Source organism: Paenibacillus sp. RC21 (assembly GCF_044907935.1).
In the GTDB taxonomy this organism is placed as follows: domain Bacteria; phylum Bacillota; class Bacilli; order Paenibacillales; family Paenibacillaceae; genus Paenibacillus; species Paenibacillus terrae_A.
In genome coordinates this window covers 92,349-114,653 of sequence record NZ_JBIYCS010000007.1, presented here as the reverse complement: position 1 = coordinate 114,653, position 22,305 = coordinate 92,349, and the positions used below count along the sequence as shown (strand labels likewise).

The following is a 22,305-nucleotide window of genomic DNA, read 5'->3' as shown; positions in this document are numbered from 1 at the left end:
TTGCGAGTTTATGGTGCGGAGGAATAGAGATTAAGAAAGCTGCTCCAGCGCATCAGGTGTATCGATGAACAGCTTCGCCTTGGGATTGGGCTGTGTCCAGGTGTTATAATACTGCGAGTTTTTGCCGTACGAATTATCAATGACGACATGCGGCATATCGAGCAGGCAGGCTAGAATATGACCGTGCAGCCGTGAGGTGCGAACCTCGCGGTAAGAGCTGAACAGCGTAACCGCCTTGTTCATGAGATGATCGGTATACTTGTACCAGAAGGTACGCGTTGGCAGCGGACCGCCGATTTTCTTGTCCAGACGGTAAAACTTCTGGAAGTAGACGATCCCTTTTACTTCCAGCGGAGTGAACAGAGTGTCCCAGTCCAGACGGTGGGCGGCATCTGCTTCGTCGTCGAATTGCTTTTGCCCCCCTACGGTTTCAATATCCGTACGCAGGAAGTACAGTACGTCCTTGACCGTTTCTGTCGTCGGCTTCAACGGCCAGAGCTGGTGTGCCATGTCCGGGCATAGCGTGATGCTGCACTGATTCAGCTTTTCCTTGGCCCACTGATAAGAACGTGTATCCCGCACAAACATATGTAAATCCGGGTGACCATTGAACAGCGCAGCGACCTCATTCCCCTTCTGTTCGGATTGAAAATGGATCGTCTGCGGCATGATTACAATGCGGTGGCTCGGGAAATCCCGCACGATACGTTCCCGCAAATTTTGGTGATTTGAATATAAATCGCCGAAATTGCCGCCTCCATGACACACGATAATCCAGTCGCCCGGAATTTGAAGCTGATCGGGAATATCCATAGCACTGTAACGGGCACGAACTCGGATACCGTTATCCTTGAAGAACGCCTCGGTGCCTTTCATGATGAGTACGTCCCCACCGTTGTTATACACGGGGTAGTCAACATAAATGATATTCGAACCTTGGGGGACTACGTCGAGAATGACGCTCAGCTTATTTTTCAGTTTAGCCATGGGATGCGAATTCGGCATCTTTCAGTTCTCCCTTCCTGCGCTTCTTTTGTATGGTCTGAATAACAAATGTGATATCACTTTTATCAAAAATGATCCGTGATAACGGAACATCGAAAAACATCGGGAATGAAAACAGAGAGAATGCCAACCGTACACAAGCGCCTACGAGCAAAGCAATGGCAATGCCGTCCAGACCGAAGATCGGGGTACAAATAAAGAACAGCCCGACGGTAATCGCATATGCCACAATTTGCCGAAACAGCACTAGCCCCGGCCGACCCAGTGCGTTGAAGGCCGAAGCCAGAATCCATGAGCCACCTCCGATGATGCACTCCAGTGACAGCAGGTAGAAGGTTAACGATGCTTCCAGAAAAGCGGGGCCATACAGCAAGCCCAGCATGTATCGTCCAATGAACAAAGCCGGCACGATGACGATCAGCATAGCAGCCATGGAGATGCGAAAAGCACGACCGACGGTTTCGACAATTTTGCTGTGCTCCATTCCAGTCACCTTCGGAAAGGTTACATTCGTAACAGCGTTCTGCACCACATTGAACACACGCGACAGAGCATAGACGACAGAGTACAGACCGAATGCTTTGGGTGACAGCAGCGCCACGATGACAATTTTGTCCGTTTGTGTGGACAGCGTCCCCATCAACTCCATCCCGTAGACTCTCGCTCCATAGCTATAATAAGGGCGGAGCACCTGGCGGCTGGTGAACGGGCGGAAAGTACGCAAATTCATATGCTTGCGCAAACGGAGGAACGCCCATACCAGCGCAAGGAAACTCGCGGCAAAATTCACGGCCCCCGCCAGCTGCACATTGAGCAGCCCTATCAGCCACAGCGTCACCAGACCGATGAAGTTCAGCAGCGGATAGTAAAACAACAGTCCATTATATACGCTAAACCGATCCAGCCCTTGCGATAATGCTGTTGTCAGCGCCGTAAGCACCGCCAGCGGTACCGCAGCCGCACAATAGAGCTGTGACAGGTGGACGATATCCGCACCATAGCCATTCAGCCACAGCGGCATACATATCCAGGCCACCGCCCCCGCCAGCAAGCTGGCAGGCAACTGAATCCACAGCGACAACGCCAGTAATTGTTCCGTCGTGCCTGTTTTCTTCTTGAGGTTATAAATCAGCGACGTTGGCAAGCCGAAGCTCAGCACGCTGCCGATTAGCGTAGGCCAGAACAGAACTGCCGCCAGTTCTCCTTTCCCCTCGACTCCGAGCATACGTGCGGTCAGGATCGAAGTCAGGGTCGTGACGATCAGCACGAAAAAATTGTTAAAGCTCGTGCGCATGATCGTTTTGGCGAGACTGTCACCCGTGAATACTTTCCTTGCTGCTGTCCATGTGCTCATGTTACGTCCAACTCCTGTTCCTTATTAAGCCTCTCGTCTCTATGCTCACATCAAGTCTCCTGCCGCACCTCCATCAGCCTACCGTTTTTTTGGAATTGCGTTCAGGTAGCTGCCCTCCGCCCATAGGCTCCTTCTGACTTGAAAAAATCGCCTTCAGTGCTTTTCTGTAGCCTTGAATGGCAGTATGATTTTTCTTGGGCTTCTCTCTCAAAATTTGATACAGCGTCGTCCAATACAGCGCAGCATAGCCAATCGGCCCAGATCGCTCGTCCCGCAACAGATAAATATGATTCATCACCCGCATATAAGTGACCTGCTCCATATTGTCGCGCGAGGACGGCGATTCGTGGTGAAGGAGCGTAAGCGCCGGGTTAATGTATAGCGAGCCGCTTTTCATGGCAATTCGTGAAAGTAACAGGTCTTCCCCTACGCTATAGCTTTGCAACCAAGGTACCGGCTCCAGACTGCGAATCGCCTCACGGCGAAATGACATATTGCAACCATGAAAGAACTCGGTTCGAAACGTCTTCTTCGCCTTGTGCCAGTTGTACATCGAGCCGGACTGACCGCTGAGAGACAGCTTTCCTTTGGACAAGGACTGCTGGAATGACAGCAGGCAACGAATGGTTCCCATGAAGCTGTTGCTCATGCCCTGCGCAATCCCGCCGACACCAGCGGCCTGCGGGTAAGCCTCATAGGTACGTATCAGCTCGTTCAAATAGTTGTTCGGCAGCTCAACATCATCGTCAAGAAACAAAATGATATCGCCCTGCGCCAGCTCAACTGTTTTTACACGTGAAAGCCATAAGCCCGGCTGCTCCTTGCGATGGTATCGGTAGGTAATCCCCGCTCTGCCCAATTGACGCTTATAGCGTTCCAGCACATGCCTCGGCAGTTCTCCATCATCAATAATCCACAGCTCGGTTTCACATGCCTCCGGTGCCCCACCAATAGCTATTGAATTAATGCATCGGGTCAGATCGTCAACCCGATTTCGGGTGCACAGGGCAATGGACAAGCTTAACATCATACTCCCCCTTTATCCTGAAAATGTGTGTGGAATCAGATTACTGAACCGCCGGGCCTAAATATTCGTTATATTTTTGCTTGCGCGGATTCAGAATGAACAGCACCCCCTGCTTGTATCCTTCTGCTGCATTAAAGTTACGACGTAGTATCTCCTTGAACATCAGGTAGGACAAGGTCCATAAAAGCGCCCCGTACTGGATGGCTCCCGCCTTTTTCAGAGCAAGGAAATAATAGTGATTGATCGCTGTAGCCTTGGCTACTTTGCCCGCCTTATCGCGCGAGCTTGAAGATTCGTGATGAATGATTGTTAAGTCGGGATTGATAACCAGCTTGCCGTAACGGCTCGCTAACTGGCACATATACAAATCGTCAGCCACGGCATAGCTGGTCATCCACGGATACGGCTTCATATCTCGAAGCGCAACCCGCCGGAATGACATGTTGCAGCCATGAAAAAATTCCGTGTCAAAAACCTCCGTCGCTTCTCCCCAACGCAGCAATGAACCTGCCAGACTACTGGGCGAAAGCTTGCCGAGAGACGGGGACATCTGAAATGTCAAAATGCCCAGCAGCTTCCCTGCCCGGCTCGAATGTAGTCCCTTTGCAATCCCTCCAACACCCACAATCGTTTCATCCTGATCATAGGTATCGAGCAAGCGCCGGATATAGAGTTTATCATCCAGTTCGGCATCATCGTCAAAATACAGCACGATATCATACCGTACGAGAGACAACGCTTCATAGCGGGATAACCAAACGCCGGGACGACTTTTTTTATGATACTTCAAAACGCCTTGAGGCAAGCCGGATACCATGTCACGGTACAGCTCGACCTGTTGGTCGGAAATATCGCCGTCATCCACAATCAGCAGCTCTACAGCCGTATGCTCCAGCTGCTGCTGTCCTGCGATAGATTGTATACAGCGTGTCAGATCTTCGATCCGATTGCGGGTACAAATGATGATGGAGACATCGGACATGCCATTACCTCCTGTGTGTGTATTCAGATGCTTTGGAAGAGATATTCAAAGTTTTTCCAATTGCTGGATGATATATGTTTATTGTATCTTTGACAGCGTTTGAGTGTATATACCTCTTTTGTATACTTTTTCAGTCTCCAAAAGGGTAGACAATACTCGAAAAAGGGCAAAAAAATAGGATCGGCTTCTAGCGCCAATCCTGATCTACCCTTGAAAGTCCAGAAACAACGTCGCATTCACATACCTGCGTGCTATGGACAAAAAATAACTATTTTGCACCGATACCGCAGCTACCAGCAATGTATTCCGAACGGCTTGACACTGGTTAGGGGTCAAATGCTGCAAACGGCTGGTGTATTGATCTGCCGCCTGAATCAGCAATTCCTCTGTCGCACCTTCCTGACGCTGCTGCCCTGTAGCGGAATTCCCGTTTTCTTTTGCAACCCCGGCGCCTGCCACATCCAGCAGTTGATCTCCATTCGCATCCAGCTCCTCAAACAAGGTTGAATAAGCAGCGTACAAATCGACCGGCTGGATTAGATCATCCGTATCATCCTCTGGCTGTTGGAACAGGATATGAAATAACTGACGGATGGATTCAAAATCAAGACACGATTTCAAATCCTCCACAATGAGCAGCAGTGCGGCCTGGTTGACTGAATATTTTTTACCGATCTTCGGTGATCCGAGAAATTCCTTGAAGTCGCGTTTGACCCAATTTTGCATAGAGGCCAATGAAACATGGCTATATTCGACCAGTTGACCAAGAGAAACAATCTCCTGTAACGAAAAGGCTGCGCTGTGCTTGCCCTTGATAATTTTATCCAGCACAGGCGTTACCTCAGTATACAAAAATGTCGGCATCGTGCTGCCGGGACGGCCCGGATGGATATGGGTGCGTCTCCAGGCATCCTGAAGAACGGCCAATGGCTGCAATTCGCGGCGACCTTCCATCGCCAGCAGCAAATGGGCCATATCACGGCGTGTGAGGGTAAAAGACTCCATCTGCTTTCCTCCCTTTAAACCATTTCAAGTTCATTTGAACTCATCATACGCCCATAAACTAGGCTTGTAAAGTGAAGCAATGATCCGTGCGGGTTCTGTTTTGCCTTATTTTCCGTGCAAATTGGAGGTAGGTGACCTGCTATGATTGGATATGAACCTTGTATATTTGCTTTTAAGTTCTTAAAATAAGTTCAAGTGAACTTAAAATGGAGTTCATTAAAAATTGAACGAAAAAGGGATGAGTGAAAATTACATGGGTATAGGTGTCAGTCTATTTTTGTTCGCGGTGTTGATTATATTTAGTGCTTTCTTCGTGGCTACCGAGTTTGCGATTATTAAAATCCGTTCCAGCCGGGTCGATCAGCTGGTAGTGGAGAACCGTAAAAACGCACTGGCGCTACAAAAGGTCGTCAATAATCTGGACGGCTACCTGTCCGCCTGTCAGCTTGGTATTACGATTACAGCGTTGGGACTCGGCTGGCTCGGTGAACCGACCGTGGTCAAATTGCTGGAGCCTCTCTTTCAACAGCTCAACATCAATGGGGAATTTTCACATATCCTGGCCTTTATTATTTCATTTGTCATTGTAACTTACCTGCACGTGGTTATCGGTGAGCTGGCTCCCAAAACGCTGGCGATCCGCAAAGCGGAAGCAGTAAGCTTGTTGACCTCCCCGGTCATCGTATGGTTTAACCGGATTATGTATCCGTTTATCTGGCTCCTAAATGGCTCGGCCAACCGTTTGGTTCGTTTGTTTGGTCTTCAACCGGCAAGCGAGCATGAGGAAGCGCATTCTCAGGAGGAAATTCAGATCATTTTGTCCGAAAGCGTGGAAAGTGGTAAGATCAATAACACCGAATATGGCTACGTGAATCGTATCTTTGCTTTTGACGAGACCGTTGCCAAAGAAATTATGGTGCCACGTACAGATATGGTATGCTTGTTTACGAATCGCTCGCTGAAAGAAAACATGCTGACCATTCACGAAGAGCAGTATACCCGTTTTCCGGTGGCGACAGAGAACAAGGATCAGATCATCGGTATGATTAATACCAAGCAGTTGTTCCTTGAGTATGACCGCAACCCTGAGCTTGATTTCAATAGTCTGATTCAACCGATCCTGACTGTTCCGGAAGTTATACCTGTCAACACGCTGCTCAAACGCATGCAGAAGGAGCAGGTTCATATCGCCCTACTCGTCGATGAATACGGCGGAACCTCCGGTCTGATTACTATTGAGGATATTTTGGAGGAAATTGTTGGCGAAATCCGTGACGAATTTGATAAGGATGAACGGAAGGAAATCGAGAAATTGACGGAGAACAGTTATTTGATGGATGGCAAGGTGATGCTTTCCGATTTGAGTGATCTGACTGGCTTGACGTTGGACGATGAGGACGTGGATACTGTCGGAGGGTGGGTGTATAGTCGGGTTCCGGAACCGAGACAGGGCAAGGAATTCATAGAAGATGATGTGAAATTTATCATTCGTGAAATGGGTAAAAATCGTATTCGACGGGTGGAGATTATTCTGCACAATGAATCTCCTGTATCCGAGTTGGAAGCGGAATCTGACACTTCTCCCCAGGAGTGAACCGCTGTGACCTGAGCGGCTTGCACTGTGCACTTGACACTTGCGTTCACTCCTACTGAAATGACATACTTCCAGGGCAAACGGCTTAGGCCGTTTGCCCTGCACGCGTGTAAGGAGGAACTAATAAAGTGGATATTTTATCATCTATTATTATGGGTATTATTGAAGGGCTGACAGAGTTTTTGCCGGTCTCTTCGACGGGTCATATGATCCTGACGGCTGATCTTCTCGGGTTAAACACGGAGAATGATACAGTCAAAACGTTCGAGGTTATTGTGCAGTTGGGTGCTGTGCTGGCGGTTGTCGTATTGTACTGGCGCAGGTTCCTGAGCTTATTTGATTTCAGACGCAGAATCTCGACCCAGCCGCGCCTGAACCTGCTCCATATTATTTTGGCCATGATCCCTGCGGGTGTGATTGGCGTGTTGTTCCGTGATGTAATCAAGCAATACCTGTTTGGCCCTCAAACTGTTCTGTACAGTCTGGTCATCGGAGGCTTGCTAATGATCGCGGCTGAAAAATTCCATCCGCCTATTAGATCACATACGCTGGATGAGATCACATACAAACAAGCATTTACCATTGGTATGTTCCAAGTCCTAGCTCTATGGCCAGGATTCTCCCGTTCAGGCTCAACTATGTCCGGGGGCCTATTCGCACGTGTAAGTCATACGGCAGCCGCGGAATTTACATTCCTTGTATCTGTTCCGGTCATGCTGGGCGCATCGGGTATTGATATGATCAAAAGCATGGATCATCTGTCTATGAGTGATTTCCCAGTGTTCGCGGCCGGCTTTATTACTGCCTTTATCGTCGGAATGCTGGCGATCAAAACGTTCCTCGGTCTGCTCAAACGCTTGAGCCTGACTTCATTCGCCATCTACCGCTTCGTATTGGCGGCTGTGTTCTTCTTCATTATTTTGTAAGCTGTTGTTTGTTGCCGCAAAGCCTTCATGCTTTTCAGCAATTACAGCTCGTTTCGTATGACAAAAAAGGGTTATCCCATAGGCTTGATTTGTCAGCCATGGGATAACCCTTTTTCTATTTCAGCATTTTGCATCATTCATTATTGTTTTGATTCCAACGTGGTCAGGTATTCGGAAATTTGTGCTGGCGTCTTGGCATATTTGCTGTGCAAATGAGCGATTTTTTCGCCGTTACGGAAAACGAGCAGGCTCGGAATTCCACGCACCTGGTTTTCTTCGGCAATCGGCTGGAATTTCTCAGCATCAAGTGCAAAGAAGCGCTTATCTGCATTTTCCTCGATAATGCCACCCATAAATTTATCCAGTGTCTTGCAATCCGGACACCAGGTTGTATCAAATTTTACGACCGTCAAGCCGTCACCGTTAATCAAATCCTGATACTGCTGCTGTGATTCGATGCGTTCCATTTGTTGGTTCCTCCTAGAGTATATTTATGAACGTCTCCATAACCAAATATGGATTATAAACCTGAGCTTATTCTTATATTGTAATGATTCTTTCATATATTGCAACTATGGCAAGTACACGTTCAAAAGTATGAGCCAATTTATCGGCTGGCAAATCGCATTTCCGACCGTGTGACAAAGATCCCCTCTGCCCTACCTGTGCTCATATTAACGGTATTGCGCACCATAGCGGTTAGCCCGGCTAATTTGCTGTAGTGCCTCCCGCTCCTGCTTGGATAACGGCGGGATACTGGCTGCTGCGATATTATGCTCCAATTGTCCCCGTGAGCTTGCACCCGGGATGACAGCAGCAACAGCCGGGTGAGACAGGCTATAACGGATAGCTGTCTGCCCCATGCTGCGCTCTGCACTCGTAAATGCCTTTAATTGCTTGCGTAAGTCCAGCAGCTCTGCCTCTTCGTAGTCCAGATAGCCCTTGGCTACCTTGCCTTCTCCTTCGTCGGTCAATACGCCGCTGGCGACAGGCCCGCGTGCAATGACGCTGATTCCCCGCTCCTGAAGTAATGACAGTACCTCTTCCTCTGCCCGACGGTCCAGCAAGCTATATTGATTCATGACGCTGACGATATTCGAACGCTCGACATATTCACGGATGACGTGAGGACGAATCGAGGAAATGCCATAATAACGGATGACCCCCTCCCTTTTGAGCTGTTCAAAAGCCTCAATCGTTTCGTCGATGGGGTCGTCAATCGTCCCACCGTGAAGCTGATACAGGTCGATATAATCCGTTCCCAGGCGGCGCAGGCTTTCTTTGACCGCAGACAGAATATACTCCTTGGACGGGTCCCACCCCCAGCCCTCTTGGCCCGGCATACGCCGATTACCGACCTTGGTCGCCAAAACGACATCTTGACGCCGTCCACGAATCGCTGCCCCCACAATTTCCTCATTACGTCCGTGATGGTACAAATCCGCTGTATCCAGCAGGTTCACGCCCCGATCCAACGCTTCATGGATCAGGTAAACACCTTGCTGTTCCTCCGTACCGACCGACATACAGCCCAAGCCAATCTCGCCTACCAGCAGATCCGAAGACCCCAGACGATTTTTCTTCATATATGGGTTCCCTCACTTTCATTAGCGTGTAACATTAAATTTTGAATATTACTCTATTATACGCAAAAAATAACCCCAAAGGGCATAGAGACTCCACGATCTCCAATCCTTTGGGATTATTGCATAAAGTCCATATTCCAATCGTGCTATCGGAACAACCACTTGACGGCCTCGGGGAATTGACGCTGGAAATCCAGATGACCTTTCATCGTATGCAAATCTCCATCATGTACAAGTTATCCATTACAGCGCGGCATCAATTTCCTTGATCATTTCGGACACGGATTCCAGACCGTTACCTGACAAGTACCAGTAGTTCGGGTCAAGATACACAATATGACCGTTTTTAAACGCATTGGTTTTCTTCACCAGCTCGTTTTCAATCGTTTGTTTGCCTGTAACCTGTTCCTTGCCTTCCTCTACCACGACTGCTCCACGGTCAACGACAAAGATGTAATCCGGATTTTTTTGCTGTACATATTCAAAAGAAACCTTTTGTCCATGCGTGGATACTTTAATGCTAGGGTCCACAGGTGTGACGCCCAGAGCGTCATGAATGATACCGAAGCGGGATTGCTCGCCATATGCGCTCAAGCTACCTTCATTCGTCAGAACGATCAGTCCTTTGGCTTTGCTCGCTACAGCCTTGTCATGTACGGCCTTGATGGAGCTATCAATCGTAGCCAATTCCTGTTTGGCAGCATCCTCTTTATCGAAGATTTGACCCAGTGTTTCAACGTTTTTCTTAAAGGAATTCACAAAATCCTTGGTGTCTACAGCTAACGAAATGGTCGGTGCAATTTTGCTCAATTCTTTGTACGCATCTGCCTGTCTGCCACCAATGATGATCAATTCAGGAGACAGATCGCTGATTTTCTCGTAATCCGGTTCAAACAGCGTGCCTGCACTTGCATATTTGGAATCTTTATATTTGCTCAAATACGTAGGAAGATCCTGCTGCGCTACCGCCGCAACGTCGACACCCAGCTTATCCAACGTATCCAATGAGCCAAAATCAAAAACAACGACATTTTTTGGATTAACTTTGACTTGGACCGGGTTTTCATCCAGTGCGTGTTTGACCGAGATGGTTTTCGATTCCGTTGTTGCAGCAGAAGATGAGCCGTTGCCAGTCGCTTCCTGAGTGGCTGGAGCCGCTTTGCCGCAGGCTGACACGATCAGTACCAGCGCCAGCATCAGCGTTAAAAACATCATATTTTTCTTCATTTTACATTCCCCCTATGTGAAATAAACGCAAATTTTATGATCACCGATCTGTTGAATCGGAATATCCATATCGTACAAATCCTTTAATACCTGACTATCAATCATCTCGTCAGCCGTTCCCTGCTTCAGTAGCCTGCCGTCCTTCATCCCCACAATATAGTCCGAATAGCAGGAGGCAAAGTTAATGTCGTGAAGCACGACCAGAATCGTTTTGCCGAGATCATCCACCAAAGCGCGCAGCGTCTTCATAATCTGAACCGAATGCTTCATATCCAGATTGTTCAGCGGCTCGTCCAACAGTATGTATTCCGTGTCCTGAGCCAAAATCATCGCAATAAAAGCCCGCTGTCGCTGTCCACCGCTAAGCAAATCAATATGCTTGTCTTTCATGTCCTCCAGCCCCATGTAGGCCATGGACTGCTCGACCATTTGGCGATCCTCGCTGTTCAATCTGCCTTGGGAATACGGAAAACGGCCGAAGCTGACCAGTTCCTTCACGGTTAAGCGGATGTTGACATCATTGGTCTGTTTTAAAATGGATATCTTCCGGGCCAGATCCTCACTTTTCGTCAGGCTCACGGCCTGTCCGTCAATCAGGATTTCTCCCTCATCGCTGTCTGTCAGACGACTGATCATCGACAACAACGTGCTTTTTCCCGCGCCATTAGGTCCAATAAAGGAGGTAATGGTGCCTTTCGGTACGGTGACGGATACCTGATCCACCACATTTTTATTCCCGTAGCGTTTGGATACGTTTTTGACTTCTACCATGATTTATTCTCCCGCAGCAAAAGGTACAGGAAGTACACCCCCCCGATAAAGTTAATAATGACGCTGACCGTTGTCGATAAGTCGAATACTCTCTCTGCCAGCAGTTGGCAGCCTGCCAATGCAATGACACTGACACAGATGGAGGCTGGAATAATATATCGATGCCGATAAGTCTTCATCACTTGATAGGCCACATTCGCCACAATCAACCCGAGAAAAGTAATCGGTCCGACGAGCGCCGTGGAAATGGAGATGAGAATCGCCACGATCACCAGCAATCTTTTAATAATAAATCCGTATGGAAGCCCCAAGTTAATCGCATGCTCCCGTCCGAGCGACAGCACATCCAGATACTTGATGAACCTCCACGCATAAGCGAATACGAGCACTAGAATCACGACGGATAGCCACAGCAGCTCGGTATTCACATTACTGAAGCTGGCAAAGCTTTTGTCCTGAATTTTTGCATATTCGTTCGGATCAATCAGCACTTCCATAAAGGTAGATAAACTGTTGAAAAGCGTGCCGAACACCAGGCCGATCAGCAGAAGAACATAAATCCCGCGTCCGTCCTTGCGAAAAATTAATTTGTACAATAAACCCGCGAACAGTACCATCAGTCCCACAGATAATAAGAAATTCAGCTCTCTGCTGGTCGAAATGAACGGTACAGAGCCAAACGCAAAAACAATGGTCGTCTGAATCAGCATATACAGTGAATCCAGCCCGATAATGCCCGGGGTCAAAATTTTGTTATTGGTAATCGTCTGGAAAATAACCGTTGCAAAAGCAATCGATCCACCTGTCAGGATGAAGGCTGCTATCTTTTTCAATCTTCGTGGCAGCGCGTAGTGCCAGGTATGCGGAAGATCTATAAACACGAAAGCAGCAATCAACAGAAGCGCGGCAGCGGCTAATATGCCGATTTTTAATTTAGGATTCATAGGCCCTTCTCCTCAACAGCAAATACAAGAACAACGCGCTCCCGATCACACCAACCGTAAGCCCTACAGATATTTCATACGGATAAATGATGACCCGTCCCAAAATATCGCAAAACAACACAAAGACGGCGCCCAAGGTCGCGGTGTGGGCCAAACTTTTTTTCAGATTATCGCCCATATACATGCTGACCAGATTGGGTACAACCAGCCCCAGAAAAGGGATCGTTCCCACGGTCAATATGACGACGGAGGAAACCAAAGCCACGATCACCAGACCAACATTGACGGTGCGCTTGTAATGTACGCCCAAATTTGCCGCAAAATCCTCGCCCATGCCTGCAATTGTGAAACGATTCGCATATATGTACGCCAATGCAACCAAAGGAACACTAAGATACAGCATCTCATAGCGACCACTCATCACCAGTGAAAAATCACCCTGCATCCACGAGGAAATACTCTGGATCAGATTGTATTTATAGGCGAAAAAGGTCGTCACCGAATTTAAAATGCCCCCGAACATTAAACCGACCAGCGGGATAAATACCGGGTCCTTGAAACGGATTTTATCCAGTATTTTCATGAAAATCAGTGTCCCCGCTAGGGCAAACCCGAAAGCCGTCAGCATCTTCGTCCAAAATCCAGCCGCTCCAAACACCATAATAGCCATCAGCACACCTAATCGTGCCGCATCCATCGTCCCTGCGGTGGTGGGCGATACAAATCGGTTCCGGGTAAGCTGCTGCATAATAAGCCCACAGATACTCATACTCGCTCCTGCGATGATGATGCTGATCAAACGCGGTAGTCTGCTAATCAGGAGCACCTGCGCCTGATCATTGGTTAAGTGGAACAAATCAAGTGGAGTTACATCATGAACACCGATAAAAACCGAGGCGAAGGCCAGTACCAGAAAAGCCAGTATTAAATAACGCAATTTCATGTTCTAACCAAGGGAGCCTGTTCTCCAACAACCTGTACCAAGCTTCGGCCCTGTCCTCCCCTCCAATAATGATAATCATTATCAAAAATCAACTAGCATAAATTATATCAGTCATCTCGTATCTGTCAAATTTTTTGAAATGAACAAAACATGCAAAAAAAGCCGTCGGGAGCATCCCGACAGCTTGATCTACTTGATTTTAAAAATTTTGAATTAGGAGCTTACGACTTCCACTCTTCCCGCAAAAGCCCCATTCGGATCGAATCATAATACTGTCCATTATAATATCTGCACTTTCGAAGCCGGGCCTCCAAGGTCATCCCCAGCTTCTCCCCAACCTTCATCATCCGATGGTTTCCTGACCAGGTTGTAAAGCCTACTCTAACTAGAGGTAGTGTATTAAATAAATGCGTGATCCACAGTCGCAATGCTCTGGTACCAAACCCACCGCTCCAATACTGCGAATCATAAATGCCAATTCCCATTTCAAGCCATTGGGAAGGCTTATGCTCCCAATAGTAGCTAACCGATCCAATGATCTTACCTTCCACTTCAATGAGCCAAAAGTCATCTTGCCCGATTCGCTTTTCCTTATCTTTTAAATAATCATCAAAAGAAAGTGTCTTATGTTCATAATAAGGCGCATCCCATTGTTTCCATTCCGGTGCTTCTTCTTTATAGGTTAGCGTCCAAAGAGCATGTAAGTCTTCTTCTGTAACGGGCCTAATGGTTAAATCCTTATCCGCATACATCGAGTACACTCCTTTTATAATAAAATTCATTCTATCTACATTGGGCTATATCGGGCTTTATTGTATCTGCTTTTGCACTATTTCGAATTTCTATTTTTGTCCGTCTTTGGAGTCAGTGTATAATTCAAGTTGACAAACAATCCAAAGTAATATATCTTAATATCAAGATAATAAATAATAAAGAAAAGTTTACGACTGTTTATTTTGCTTTGAAAAACCTAATCATATAAAAACCAAGGAGGATAATGACATGAAACTGTTAGGATTGCATCACGTTTCGGCGATTACGGCGGCGGCGGCTAAGAATGTTGATTTTTATACTCAGGTAATGGGACTTCGGCTCATTAAGAAAACGGTGAATCAGGATGATGTTAGCGTCTATCACCTCTTTTATGGAGATGAGCGCGGAACGGCTGGTACCGAAGTCACTTTCTTTGAAATCCCACATGCGGGGCAAACTCGTACGGGGAATAACAGCATTTCGGCGCTTTCCCTGCGGGTACCGAATGACAAAGCACTGGATTACTGGAAAGACCGTTTCGAGCAATTGGATGTAAAACATGGTGAAATTACGGATCAAGCGGGACGTTTGGCGCTTTCGTTTGAGGATTTTGAAGGGCAGCGCTTCTTCCTGGTTTCGGATGAGCATGACAACGGAGTGCGGGGCGGTACGCCTTGGGAGAAAAGCCCTGTCCCTGCTGAATACGGCATCGTCGGACTTGGCCCAGTTCATCTGACCATTCCAAAAGCGGAGAACACGATCCTCATTCTGGAGCAGGTGATGGGCTTCCGCAAAAAGGGCTCCTATTCTTCCACCGTTGCCGGGCAGCCTGATGTGGTCATCTATGAAACCGGCGAAGGCGGTACCGGAACTGAGATTCATCTGGAAGAACGTAACGATCTTCCACAAGAGCGCCCGGGACGAGGCAGTGTGCATCATGTAGCCTTCCGTGTTGCGACTGAGGAAGAACTTAGACAGTGGGTTGATCGTATTAACCAACTGCAAATTTCCAGCTCAGGGTTCGTGGATCGCTTTTACTTCCGTTCATTGTATTTCCGTGAGCCGAACGGCATTTTGTTTGAATTGGCAACCGATGGACCCGGCTTTGATACAGATGAAGAACTGGAGTTTCTGGGTGAATCGCTGGCGTTACCGCCATTTTTGGAATCGCGTCGCGCTTCCATTGAGGCCAACCTCAAACCGCTGAATACCAAGCTTTAATAGAGCTATATTTGCTCTAAAAACACACAAAGCCGGGACTTCTACATCATGTAGAGGTTCCCGGCTTTTTCCGTGCAACAGCTCTGTTTCCATCCCAAAGGACATCTCATTTGCAAGCCTTTCAGCTTTTACTGGTAAGTGAAATGCCCTTTTGGGTTAAGCTTAAAGCTTTTTATCATCCACGCTGTTCAGCCAAGCTTCAATTTCTCCGATCACAGAGGCGATACATCCATCCTGGAACGGCGAAATCAGACCAGCCAGCTTCACCAATCCGGTAAATGAATGACTCCCCCCGGCACGGCACAGCTTCAAATAATCTTCCCACGCAGCTGTCCGGTCGATACTCATGCGTTTCCAGAATTGGAATGCGCACAATTGTGCAAGTGTGTAGTCGATATAGTAGAACGGGGATTGGAAAATATGTCCCTGCTTATGCCAGAACCCGCCCTGCTCCAGATACTCATTGCCTTCATAGTCCAAATGCGGTTTATACTTGCGTTCAATGGAGCGCCATGCGCTTTTACGTTCGGCTGGCGTCCAGTCTGGATGTTCATATACTGCATGCTGAAATTCATCCACAGCTACGCCGTAAGGGACAAACAACAACGATGAGGACAAATGTTCAAAGTGATATTTATCCGTATCGTCCTCGAAGAACTGCTTCATCCAGGGCCATGCGAAAAACTCCATACTCATGGAATGAATTTCAGCCGCCTCCATGGTTGGCCAGTGGTACTCGGGGATTTCAAAATGTCGACTTTCATACACCTGGAAGGCATGACCCGCTTCATGCGTCAGCACATCGATATCACCGGATGTACCATTGAAATTGGAGAAAATAAACGGCGTGCCATACTCACTCAAAAACGTGCAATAGCCTCCGCTTTGCTTGCCCTTTTTGCTAGTCAGGTCCATCAACCCACGTTCGATCATAAAGCTGAAAAATTCATGTGTTTCCGGTGAAAGCTCCTCATACATACGTGCTCCATTACGAATGATCCACTCCGGGTCGCCTTTGGGTGTAGGATTGCCTGACAAAAAGTTAAAGCCTTCATCATAATAGCGAAGCTGATCCACTCCGATCCGCTCGCGTTGGCGCTCCTTGAGCTTTGTTGCCAGCGGAACGATATGTTTCAGCACTTGTTCGCGAAAATTGGCAACCATAGCGGCATTGTAATCGGTACGACCCAAACGGGCATAGCCCAGCTCTACAAAGTTATCGTAGCCCAGCTTGTGCGCTATGCGCGTGCGTACCTTAACCAGTTCATCGTAAATTCGATCCAGCTCATCCTCATGCTCGCTCATAAATTGATACTTGGCCTCGGAGGCCTGTTTGCGTGTCTCCCGGTTTGTCGCCATTTCAAAAGGCAGGAGCTGCGACAATGTACGTTCTTCTCCCTCGAACGGGATCTTCGCTGAAGCAATCAATTGGGAGTATTCGGAGGTCAGCTTATTCTCCTGCTGTAAATCCTCAATAATATCCGGGTGGAACGACTTGAGTGATACCTCGGCGATACTGAAAAGCTGGCTACCCCACTGGCTCTCCAGCTCGGCTCTGAACGGCGAGTCCACCAAGGCCCGGTAGTAATCGGTTACATACTCCTGAATGACCGGCATGAAATCATCAGCGTACTCTTGCTCTGCTTTGTAAAATGCGTCCTCCGTATCAATGGAGTGCCGAACCTCTACTAATTGCAATTGCGTTTCCACGTTACTGCGCAGCTTATTAATGGCATGAATGACTTCATTTTGACGCTCTACGCTGTCCGCTTCACGAAATTGCTGCAAAAGCGTTTTAAACCACTGTTCAATTTCAGTTTGCACTGGCCGGATATAAGCCATTTGGCTGAATAATGTCATTGCTTCGAGTCCTCCCTAAATTTAATAAATCTGATGCCTATTATACAGTACGATTAGAGCAAACTGGAAGATATAATTCCAAAAAAATACAACGTCAAAAACCGCAATACCCTGTATTGCGGCTTAAGACTCTAGCCTAACGCTAAATATATCGTAGATGCACTGCCTATAGCAGCCGTTTTATAAATGCATTCATGCTTTACTGATTTTGCAAACGATGTGCCGCATGCAGAGTCGGGCCGACGAATTCGTTCAGCTTGAAGCTGCCTTCAATCGCCTGGGTAATAAATTTTTTGGCCTGATCCACCGCTTCACGTACGGTCAGCCCCTGGGCCAAGCCAGCCGTTACTGCTGCCGACGTGGTGCAGCCTGCACCATGGGTGAAGCTTGTTTTCACAACATCCGCCTCGAACCAGTCGAAGGTGATTCCGTCATACAACAGATCCATCGCTTTACCTGCGCGAATTTTGCCACGGTCCTTAATCAGCACGTGCTTCGCCCCGCGCTCATGGATAATCGCAGCCGCTTCCTGCATCTGTTCCAGCGTCGTAATCGGTCCGTTCTTCGCCAATTGCGAAGCCTCGAACAAATTCGGCGTTACCAGATCAGCGCCCGGGATCAGAAATTCCAGCATCGCTTCTGTATTTTCCGGCTGAAGCACTTCATCCGTGCCTTTGCAGACCATAACCGGATCAATAACGACCCGTTTAAGATCATGCTTGCGCAGATGGCTGGCAACCAGTTCGATAATATCAACAGAACCGAGCATACCCGTTTTCATCGCGTCAAAGCCGATACCTTCCAATACCGTGCGCAGCTGTGCTTCTACCACATCCAGCGCAACAGGATATACAAGATGGTTCCATGTTTGGGGTTCCATCGCAACTACGGTTGTCAATACATTCATTCCATATACACCAAGCTCCTGAAAGGTTTTCAGGTCTGCCTGAATACCCGCGCCGCCGCTGGTGTCGGAGCCGGCTATCGTTAATGTTTTGGGAATCGTCATTTTCACATGCTCTCCTTCACTTACTGTGCTGCATTTATCCTAATCCCGCATGCGAAACTTGTCAACGCGCAATGCGTTCTTCCTATGCTAAAAGTCACAGAAAACAGTAGCATTAAAAAACGAGAACGTTCCCTTTTGACCGGGAACATCCTCACAAGAATAGGATCTATGAAGGTTTGAATGACAAAGATTACAAATACCCGCCGGTGCTGTGATCATAAGCATGATTCTTTTCATTTTCACGCACGCCCAGACAAAACTTCTGATACAAATGCTGCTGTTCCGGGGTAGCAAAATTCCGGTGCTGCTCAAACAAAGCCATGCAACCGATAATATGCTCAGTATAGCTATTGTCTACAGACAGCTGCAAGCAATGCAGTGTTTGCCCCAGTCCCTTCGCATAATCACCCTTCCGAAAATGATATTCGGCATACACCTTGCAAAAGGAGGCGAAGCGGAATGCATTAAAATGCTTGCGGTAGTGAGTGTCCCATTGATCCGGGGCAAGCTCCCAGAAGCTCTTGAGTTGCTCGCTGAATAGCCCCAGCTCGGCATCCGCAAAGTAACCGAACCTGTTCGCTGATTCCAGCAGCGTATTCAAGCCTTCCAGTGTCTCGTCCGGATGCTCGCGCAAATACGTAATATATTCATAAATTGCAGAGGTATTGCCCATTTTAATTTCGATACAGAGCCGATTGCCTTGAGCATACACACGATGCATGTCCACTACTTTCCGGCCTTCCTCGTCCAATCCTTCAAACCAGCTCAAATCTGCATACCCATCAATCCATTTCTTGGATTCCTCATACCTGCCCTGAAACTCATAGCAGCTGGCCTTGAGCAGATGACCCTGTGCATAATAGTAGACAAGCGGTTTGAGCAACTCCAGATGCTCATCTCCAAAGCGGTTCCGATTGCGGTATAGCGCCTGAGCCAATTCTCGCAGCTCGTCCGCATACATTTCCATCTCGGACCATTGCATTTTTAACGCAAACACTTGAGATAGCATATGTAAGCCTTCCAATGCGTAAGTTTCCGGCAACCGACCACGGTACAAATGGAATTGTACAGCAGCCTTCAAGCTCCGTTTGTTATCCTTGATCTGAACCTGGAATATACGGAAATAGCTGATCGCTAACCGCTCGGAGTGGGTATATTTTTCACTCTCGATGACGCAATTGTACAGCAGCATAGCGGCTTCATATCTGTCGTCTTCAAACATCGCTTCTGCGGTCTCAAAAATAGCCGGAATGTTCGATAAATCATCCATCAGATAGCCAAGTACGCTGCAAATACATTCCAGCTTGTTCAGCTCTGAACAACGGAGAAGAAACGGACGTAACCTCCTCCAGTGCGGTAAGGAATGAATAAAACATTCATCCACATACATCTCGAACAAGGCCCCTTCTTCCAATCCCATAGCCCCGGTAATCAGATCAAGCTGATTAACTGAAATCGGCCGTGGGGGATTCCGGTTAAGTATACCACTAAGTGTACCCGGATTTACCTTGGAAGCGTCTGCGAAACATTGCATGGAAATACCTTCACGCTGAATATACTTTTCAATTTCTGCACGAATCGTGGTGTTTTTTTCCAAAGGGACACCCCCTCCATCAAATGATGGTGACTTTTTCATTACCTTTTAAACCAAAATTTGTTTAATCAAAGTATATGTCTAATTATAACGGAGGTCAATAACTTAAACGCGACTCAGGACATATAAAATTACGAATTTCGTACGATTTCAAATAATCCGTGTGCAAAAAAACCACCCCCGAAGGGACAGTCTTTGCTCAACATTTGATGCCATAGGCTCATAAAGAATGGAAATGAGTCCGCTTTTCCCTCGTTGGATATGTTGTCATGTGTTGCTTACATACCGTATAACGGGGGAGCTTTCCGTTTGGATCACTTTGGATTCAATTTTTAAAAAAAAGAATTCAGGATCGTCCGAAATCCAGGGCAAACTTGGCGTATCCCTCTGCGGTCAATCCTTCATAAAGCAACTCCGAATAGGCTTGGGCGGCATCTGTTGCTTGCGGTGAGGTCAGGAATGTCACGTGCGGGCGGCCCGGCCATGGTGAGAGGGACCAGTGACCGTCTGCTTTGGGCGTCAACGTCTTCATATGCCGCACATATTCAGTCAGCACATGCCGATTTTCATCCGGTGAAGCGAGTACGATTCGTTCCCCACCCGGATTGACCAATGTAGAAGAAAACGCACGATAATTGTTCGTGACAACCAAATAGCTTCGCTGCATATCCATCGGCGCTCCATCCAAGGACATATGAATGATTCTGTGCGCATCCGGTTCCTTCAATATTCCAGCAGCATCATATCTGGCGGGCTGCGTCACATCAATCTGATACCTAATCCCGTCAATGATATCGAAGTTAAAGCTCGGAAAATCCGAATCAATCAGCTCTTGCTCCTGTTCTGCATAAGGATCAATTTGTCGGAATTGTCCGGCAGACCATTCGAGCCATTCCCGAATTTCTCCCCCGGTCAGTCGGACGACATGCAGTGTGTTTGGAAAATTGTACAGATCGGCGATATGCTTGATTGCAAAAGTCCCCGCCGGAATATCGGTATAATACGAGGGCCCGTATCTGCCGCCTGTTTTAAAGGGAGCCGCTGCCGACAAAACGGGCAGACCTTCGTACTCACTCCCCTGCATCTGCTGCTTCACATACCAAATTTGCGCGTCGTTCACGAGTTGAACGGAAGCATCGTCTATCACCTGGGCAAAAAAGCTGTTTACTGCTAATGTCGTCTGGCCAACAGGTGCGCGAATATAGTCCAGCGTTCCGGCATGCTCTTCCGCAACCGCCTGCTGAATGGCAGTATCCGGCTGCACCAGCGCTTGCTTGCGTACTGGATCATACACCGGACGTACCTCTGCAGAAGAGGCAGCCACTTGCCACGCTCCGTCCATAAGGGTCAGGTCCAGATCTATGACACCCAGATGATCTCCCCAAAAGCCCGGCTCTACCGCCGGAATATCATGTATGGTGCCTCGCTCCACGTCAACACGAGTTTTACCAACAAACGAAGGGCCGGGGAATACTTTATGCGCATGACCAAACAAAATAGCGTCGATCCCTTCTACATTGCTCAGATGCAGCACCGCATTTTCCATATATGGCGTTTCAGGAATATCTTCGAAGCCCGCGTGAGGCATGGCAATAATCAAATCTGCTCCCTCTGCCTTCATTTGCGGAATAAACCGTCTTGCTGTCTCCAGCATATCCTTGACGATGATTTTTCCTTCCAGCCACGCCTTGTCCCATTGCATAATTTGCGGAGGCACAAACCCGATAATCCCCACCTTCAACAAATGCTTGCCGCCTGCTTCATCCTCCACCGTCTTATCCAGTATCAGATAAGGTGTAAAGTAATTTCGTTCTTTTTCCACGACTGTATGGCTATCTGTAAAAATATCTTTCTTCGTATCTATATCTGTATCCGCCTGCATATAGATGTTGGCATTGATAAAAGGAAACTTGGCTCCTTGAATGCAAGTCTGTAAATATTCCAATCCATAGTTAAATTCGTGATTCCCGATATTGCCCGCTTCGTACCCAAGCAGATTCATCGCTTTGTAGGCAGGATGCACGGCGTTCGGGTCCTGTTGGAGAAGCTGTACAGCATAATCCCCCATCGGATTGCCTTGAATAACATCCCCGTTATCCAGCAGCAGGTGGTTAGGTACCTCGGACCGAGCTGCCTGGATTAGACTGGCTGTTTGCGCAAGACCGTACTGTAATGTTTCCCGATCCGTATAATAATCGTAATTCCACAAGCTGACATGCAGATCGGTCGTAACCATAACACGGAATTTCACCCTCACAGGACATAGCGTCTGCTGTTGTACCTCTTTATTGATATCTGAAATATCCAATCCTGTTCTCTCCTTCAGCTTCGGTCATAGAGCTTGAACAAGTCTAACAGGGTACTGTTAAGAGAATGTTAAATGAATAGAAATGAGAGAGTATAAGATATATTTTACATACTTTTTACCAAAGTCAGGAATAGTTTTTACCCTAGTGACCGGACTAGCTGTTAAGATTCTGTTTGTCACAGAATTTACAGACTTT

At 47.6% G+C, this 22,305-nt stretch carries 19 protein-coding genes; 3 read left to right on the top strand and 16 right to left on the bottom strand.

All coding sequences use genetic code 11. From position 1 onward, the window contains the following. Window positions 1-30: 30 nt before the first annotated feature. The 5 genes from ABIA61_RS20760 to ABIA61_RS20740 all read right to left on the bottom strand — a co-directional run bounded on the left by ABIA61_RS20760 (window position 31) and on the right by ABIA61_RS20740 (window position 5,373). The gene (locus ABIA61_RS20760; RefSeq protein ID WP_283653354.1) at window positions 31-1,005 is read right to left on the bottom strand and encodes a polysaccharide pyruvyl transferase family protein; all 975 of its coding nucleotides are present in this window, start codon (window positions 1,003-1,005) and stop codon (window positions 31-33) included. Beyond that, complete coding sequence (locus ABIA61_RS20755; protein ID WP_404581212.1) at window positions 980-2,359, bottom strand: lipopolysaccharide biosynthesis protein; 1,380 nt, start codon at window positions 2,357-2,359, stop codon at window positions 980-982. Before ABIA61_RS20755 ends, ABIA61_RS20760 begins: the two co-directional genes overlap by 26 nt. Window positions 2,360-2,432: 73 nt before the next feature. Then, complete coding sequence (locus ABIA61_RS20750) at window positions 2,433-3,386, bottom strand: glycosyltransferase family 2 protein (RefSeq protein WP_349361973.1); 954 nt, start codon at window positions 3,384-3,386, stop codon at window positions 2,433-2,435. Between the two features lie 40 nt (window positions 3,387-3,426). Continuing rightward, entirely contained in the window at window positions 3,427-4,368 is a 942-nt protein-coding gene (locus ABIA61_RS20745; RefSeq protein ID WP_283653357.1) for a glycosyltransferase family 2 protein, read from the bottom strand. Between the two features lie 204 nt (window positions 4,369-4,572). Next, window positions 4,573-5,373 carry a DUF1836 domain-containing protein gene (locus tag ABIA61_RS20740; protein ID WP_283653358.1) on the bottom strand — a complete coding sequence of 267 codons (801 nt, stop codon included), beginning with the start codon at window positions 5,371-5,373 and terminating at the stop codon, window positions 4,573-4,575. Between the two features lie 223 nt (window positions 5,374-5,596). Here ABIA61_RS20740 and ABIA61_RS20735 point away from each other — a divergent pair, with 223 nt between their 5' ends. Together ABIA61_RS20735 and bacA are read left to right on the top strand one after the other, a co-directional pair. After that, a complete protein-coding gene (locus tag ABIA61_RS20735) occupies window positions 5,597-6,967 on the top strand; it encodes a hemolysin family protein (protein ID WP_283653359.1) in 1,371 nt (456 codons plus the stop codon). A 128-nt stretch (window positions 6,968-7,095) separates the two neighbouring features. Then, complete coding sequence (bacA, locus tag ABIA61_RS20730) at window positions 7,096-7,893, top strand: undecaprenyl-diphosphate phosphatase (RefSeq protein ID WP_404520760.1); 798 nt, start codon at window positions 7,096-7,098, stop codon at window positions 7,891-7,893. 140 nt (window positions 7,894-8,033) lie between these two features. Here the strand turns inward: bacA and ABIA61_RS20725 are convergent, their stop codons facing one another. The 7 genes from ABIA61_RS20725 to ABIA61_RS20695 all read right to left on the bottom strand — a co-directional run bounded on the left by ABIA61_RS20725 (window position 8,034) and on the right by ABIA61_RS20695 (window position 14,116). After that, on the bottom strand, window positions 8,034-8,360 hold the full coding sequence (locus tag ABIA61_RS20725) for a thioredoxin family protein (RefSeq protein WP_044644532.1): 327 nt from the start codon (window positions 8,358-8,360) through the stop codon (window positions 8,034-8,036). A gap of 207 nt (window positions 8,361-8,567) precedes the next feature. Beyond that, window positions 8,568-9,479, bottom strand: coding sequence for an aldo/keto reductase (locus tag ABIA61_RS20720; protein WP_283653361.1), 912 nt, complete (start codon window positions 9,477-9,479; stop codon window positions 8,568-8,570). A gap of 243 nt (window positions 9,480-9,722) precedes the next feature. Then, a complete protein-coding gene (locus tag ABIA61_RS20715; protein WP_404581211.1) occupies window positions 9,723-10,706 on the bottom strand; it encodes a siderophore ABC transporter substrate-binding protein in 984 nt (327 codons plus the stop codon). A 12-nt stretch (window positions 10,707-10,718) separates the two neighbouring features. Continuing rightward, window positions 10,719-11,477, bottom strand: a complete 759-nt coding sequence (locus ABIA61_RS20710; RefSeq protein WP_404581210.1) for an iron ABC transporter ATP-binding protein — start codon at window positions 11,475-11,477, stop codon at window positions 10,719-10,721. After that, window positions 11,471-12,421, bottom strand: coding sequence for an iron chelate uptake ABC transporter family permease subunit (locus ABIA61_RS20705; RefSeq protein ID WP_283653364.1), 951 nt, complete (start codon window positions 12,419-12,421; stop codon window positions 11,471-11,473). Before ABIA61_RS20705 ends, ABIA61_RS20710 begins: the two co-directional genes overlap by 7 nt. After that, complete coding sequence (locus ABIA61_RS20700; protein ID WP_014278186.1) at window positions 12,411-13,364, bottom strand: ABC transporter permease; 954 nt, start codon at window positions 13,362-13,364, stop codon at window positions 12,411-12,413. The genes ABIA61_RS20705 and ABIA61_RS20700 overlap by 11 nt, the downstream gene beginning before the upstream one ends. 221 nt (window positions 13,365-13,585) lie before the next feature. Then, window positions 13,586-14,116 carry a GNAT family N-acetyltransferase gene (locus ABIA61_RS20695; protein WP_404581209.1) on the bottom strand — a complete coding sequence of 177 codons (531 nt, stop codon included), beginning with the start codon at window positions 14,114-14,116 and terminating at the stop codon, window positions 13,586-13,588. Between the two features lie 250 nt (window positions 14,117-14,366). Between ABIA61_RS20695 and ABIA61_RS20690 the strand changes: the two genes are divergently transcribed. Next, window positions 14,367-15,338 (top strand): ring-cleaving dioxygenase, encoded by a 972-nt coding sequence (locus tag ABIA61_RS20690; protein WP_283653365.1) that lies wholly within the window; start codon window positions 14,367-14,369, stop codon window positions 15,336-15,338. Window positions 15,339-15,500: 162 nt separating this feature from the next. Here ABIA61_RS20690 and ABIA61_RS20685 read toward each other — a convergent pair whose 3' ends face one another. The 4 genes from ABIA61_RS20685 to ABIA61_RS20670 form a co-directional block, all read right to left on the bottom strand. Then, a complete protein-coding gene (locus ABIA61_RS20685; protein ID WP_283653366.1) occupies window positions 15,501-17,198 on the bottom strand; it encodes a M3 family oligoendopeptidase in 1,698 nt (565 codons plus the stop codon). A 199-nt stretch (window positions 17,199-17,397) separates the two neighbouring features. Next, window positions 17,398-18,207 carry a bifunctional hydroxymethylpyrimidine kinase/phosphomethylpyrimidine kinase gene (gene thiD / locus ABIA61_RS20680; RefSeq protein ID WP_044644540.1) on the bottom strand — a complete coding sequence of 270 codons (810 nt, stop codon included), beginning with the start codon at window positions 18,205-18,207 and terminating at the stop codon, window positions 17,398-17,400. Between the two features lie 190 nt (window positions 18,208-18,397). Next, entirely contained in the window at window positions 18,398-19,804 is a 1,407-nt protein-coding gene (locus ABIA61_RS20675) for a DNA-binding protein (RefSeq protein WP_283653367.1), read from the bottom strand. 343 nt (window positions 19,805-20,147) lie between these two features. Further along, entirely contained in the window at window positions 20,148-22,109 is a 1,962-nt protein-coding gene (locus ABIA61_RS20670; protein ID WP_404581208.1) for a bifunctional 2',3'-cyclic-nucleotide 2'-phosphodiesterase/3'-nucleotidase, read from the bottom strand. Between the last annotated feature and the right edge of the window lie 196 nt (window positions 22,110-22,305).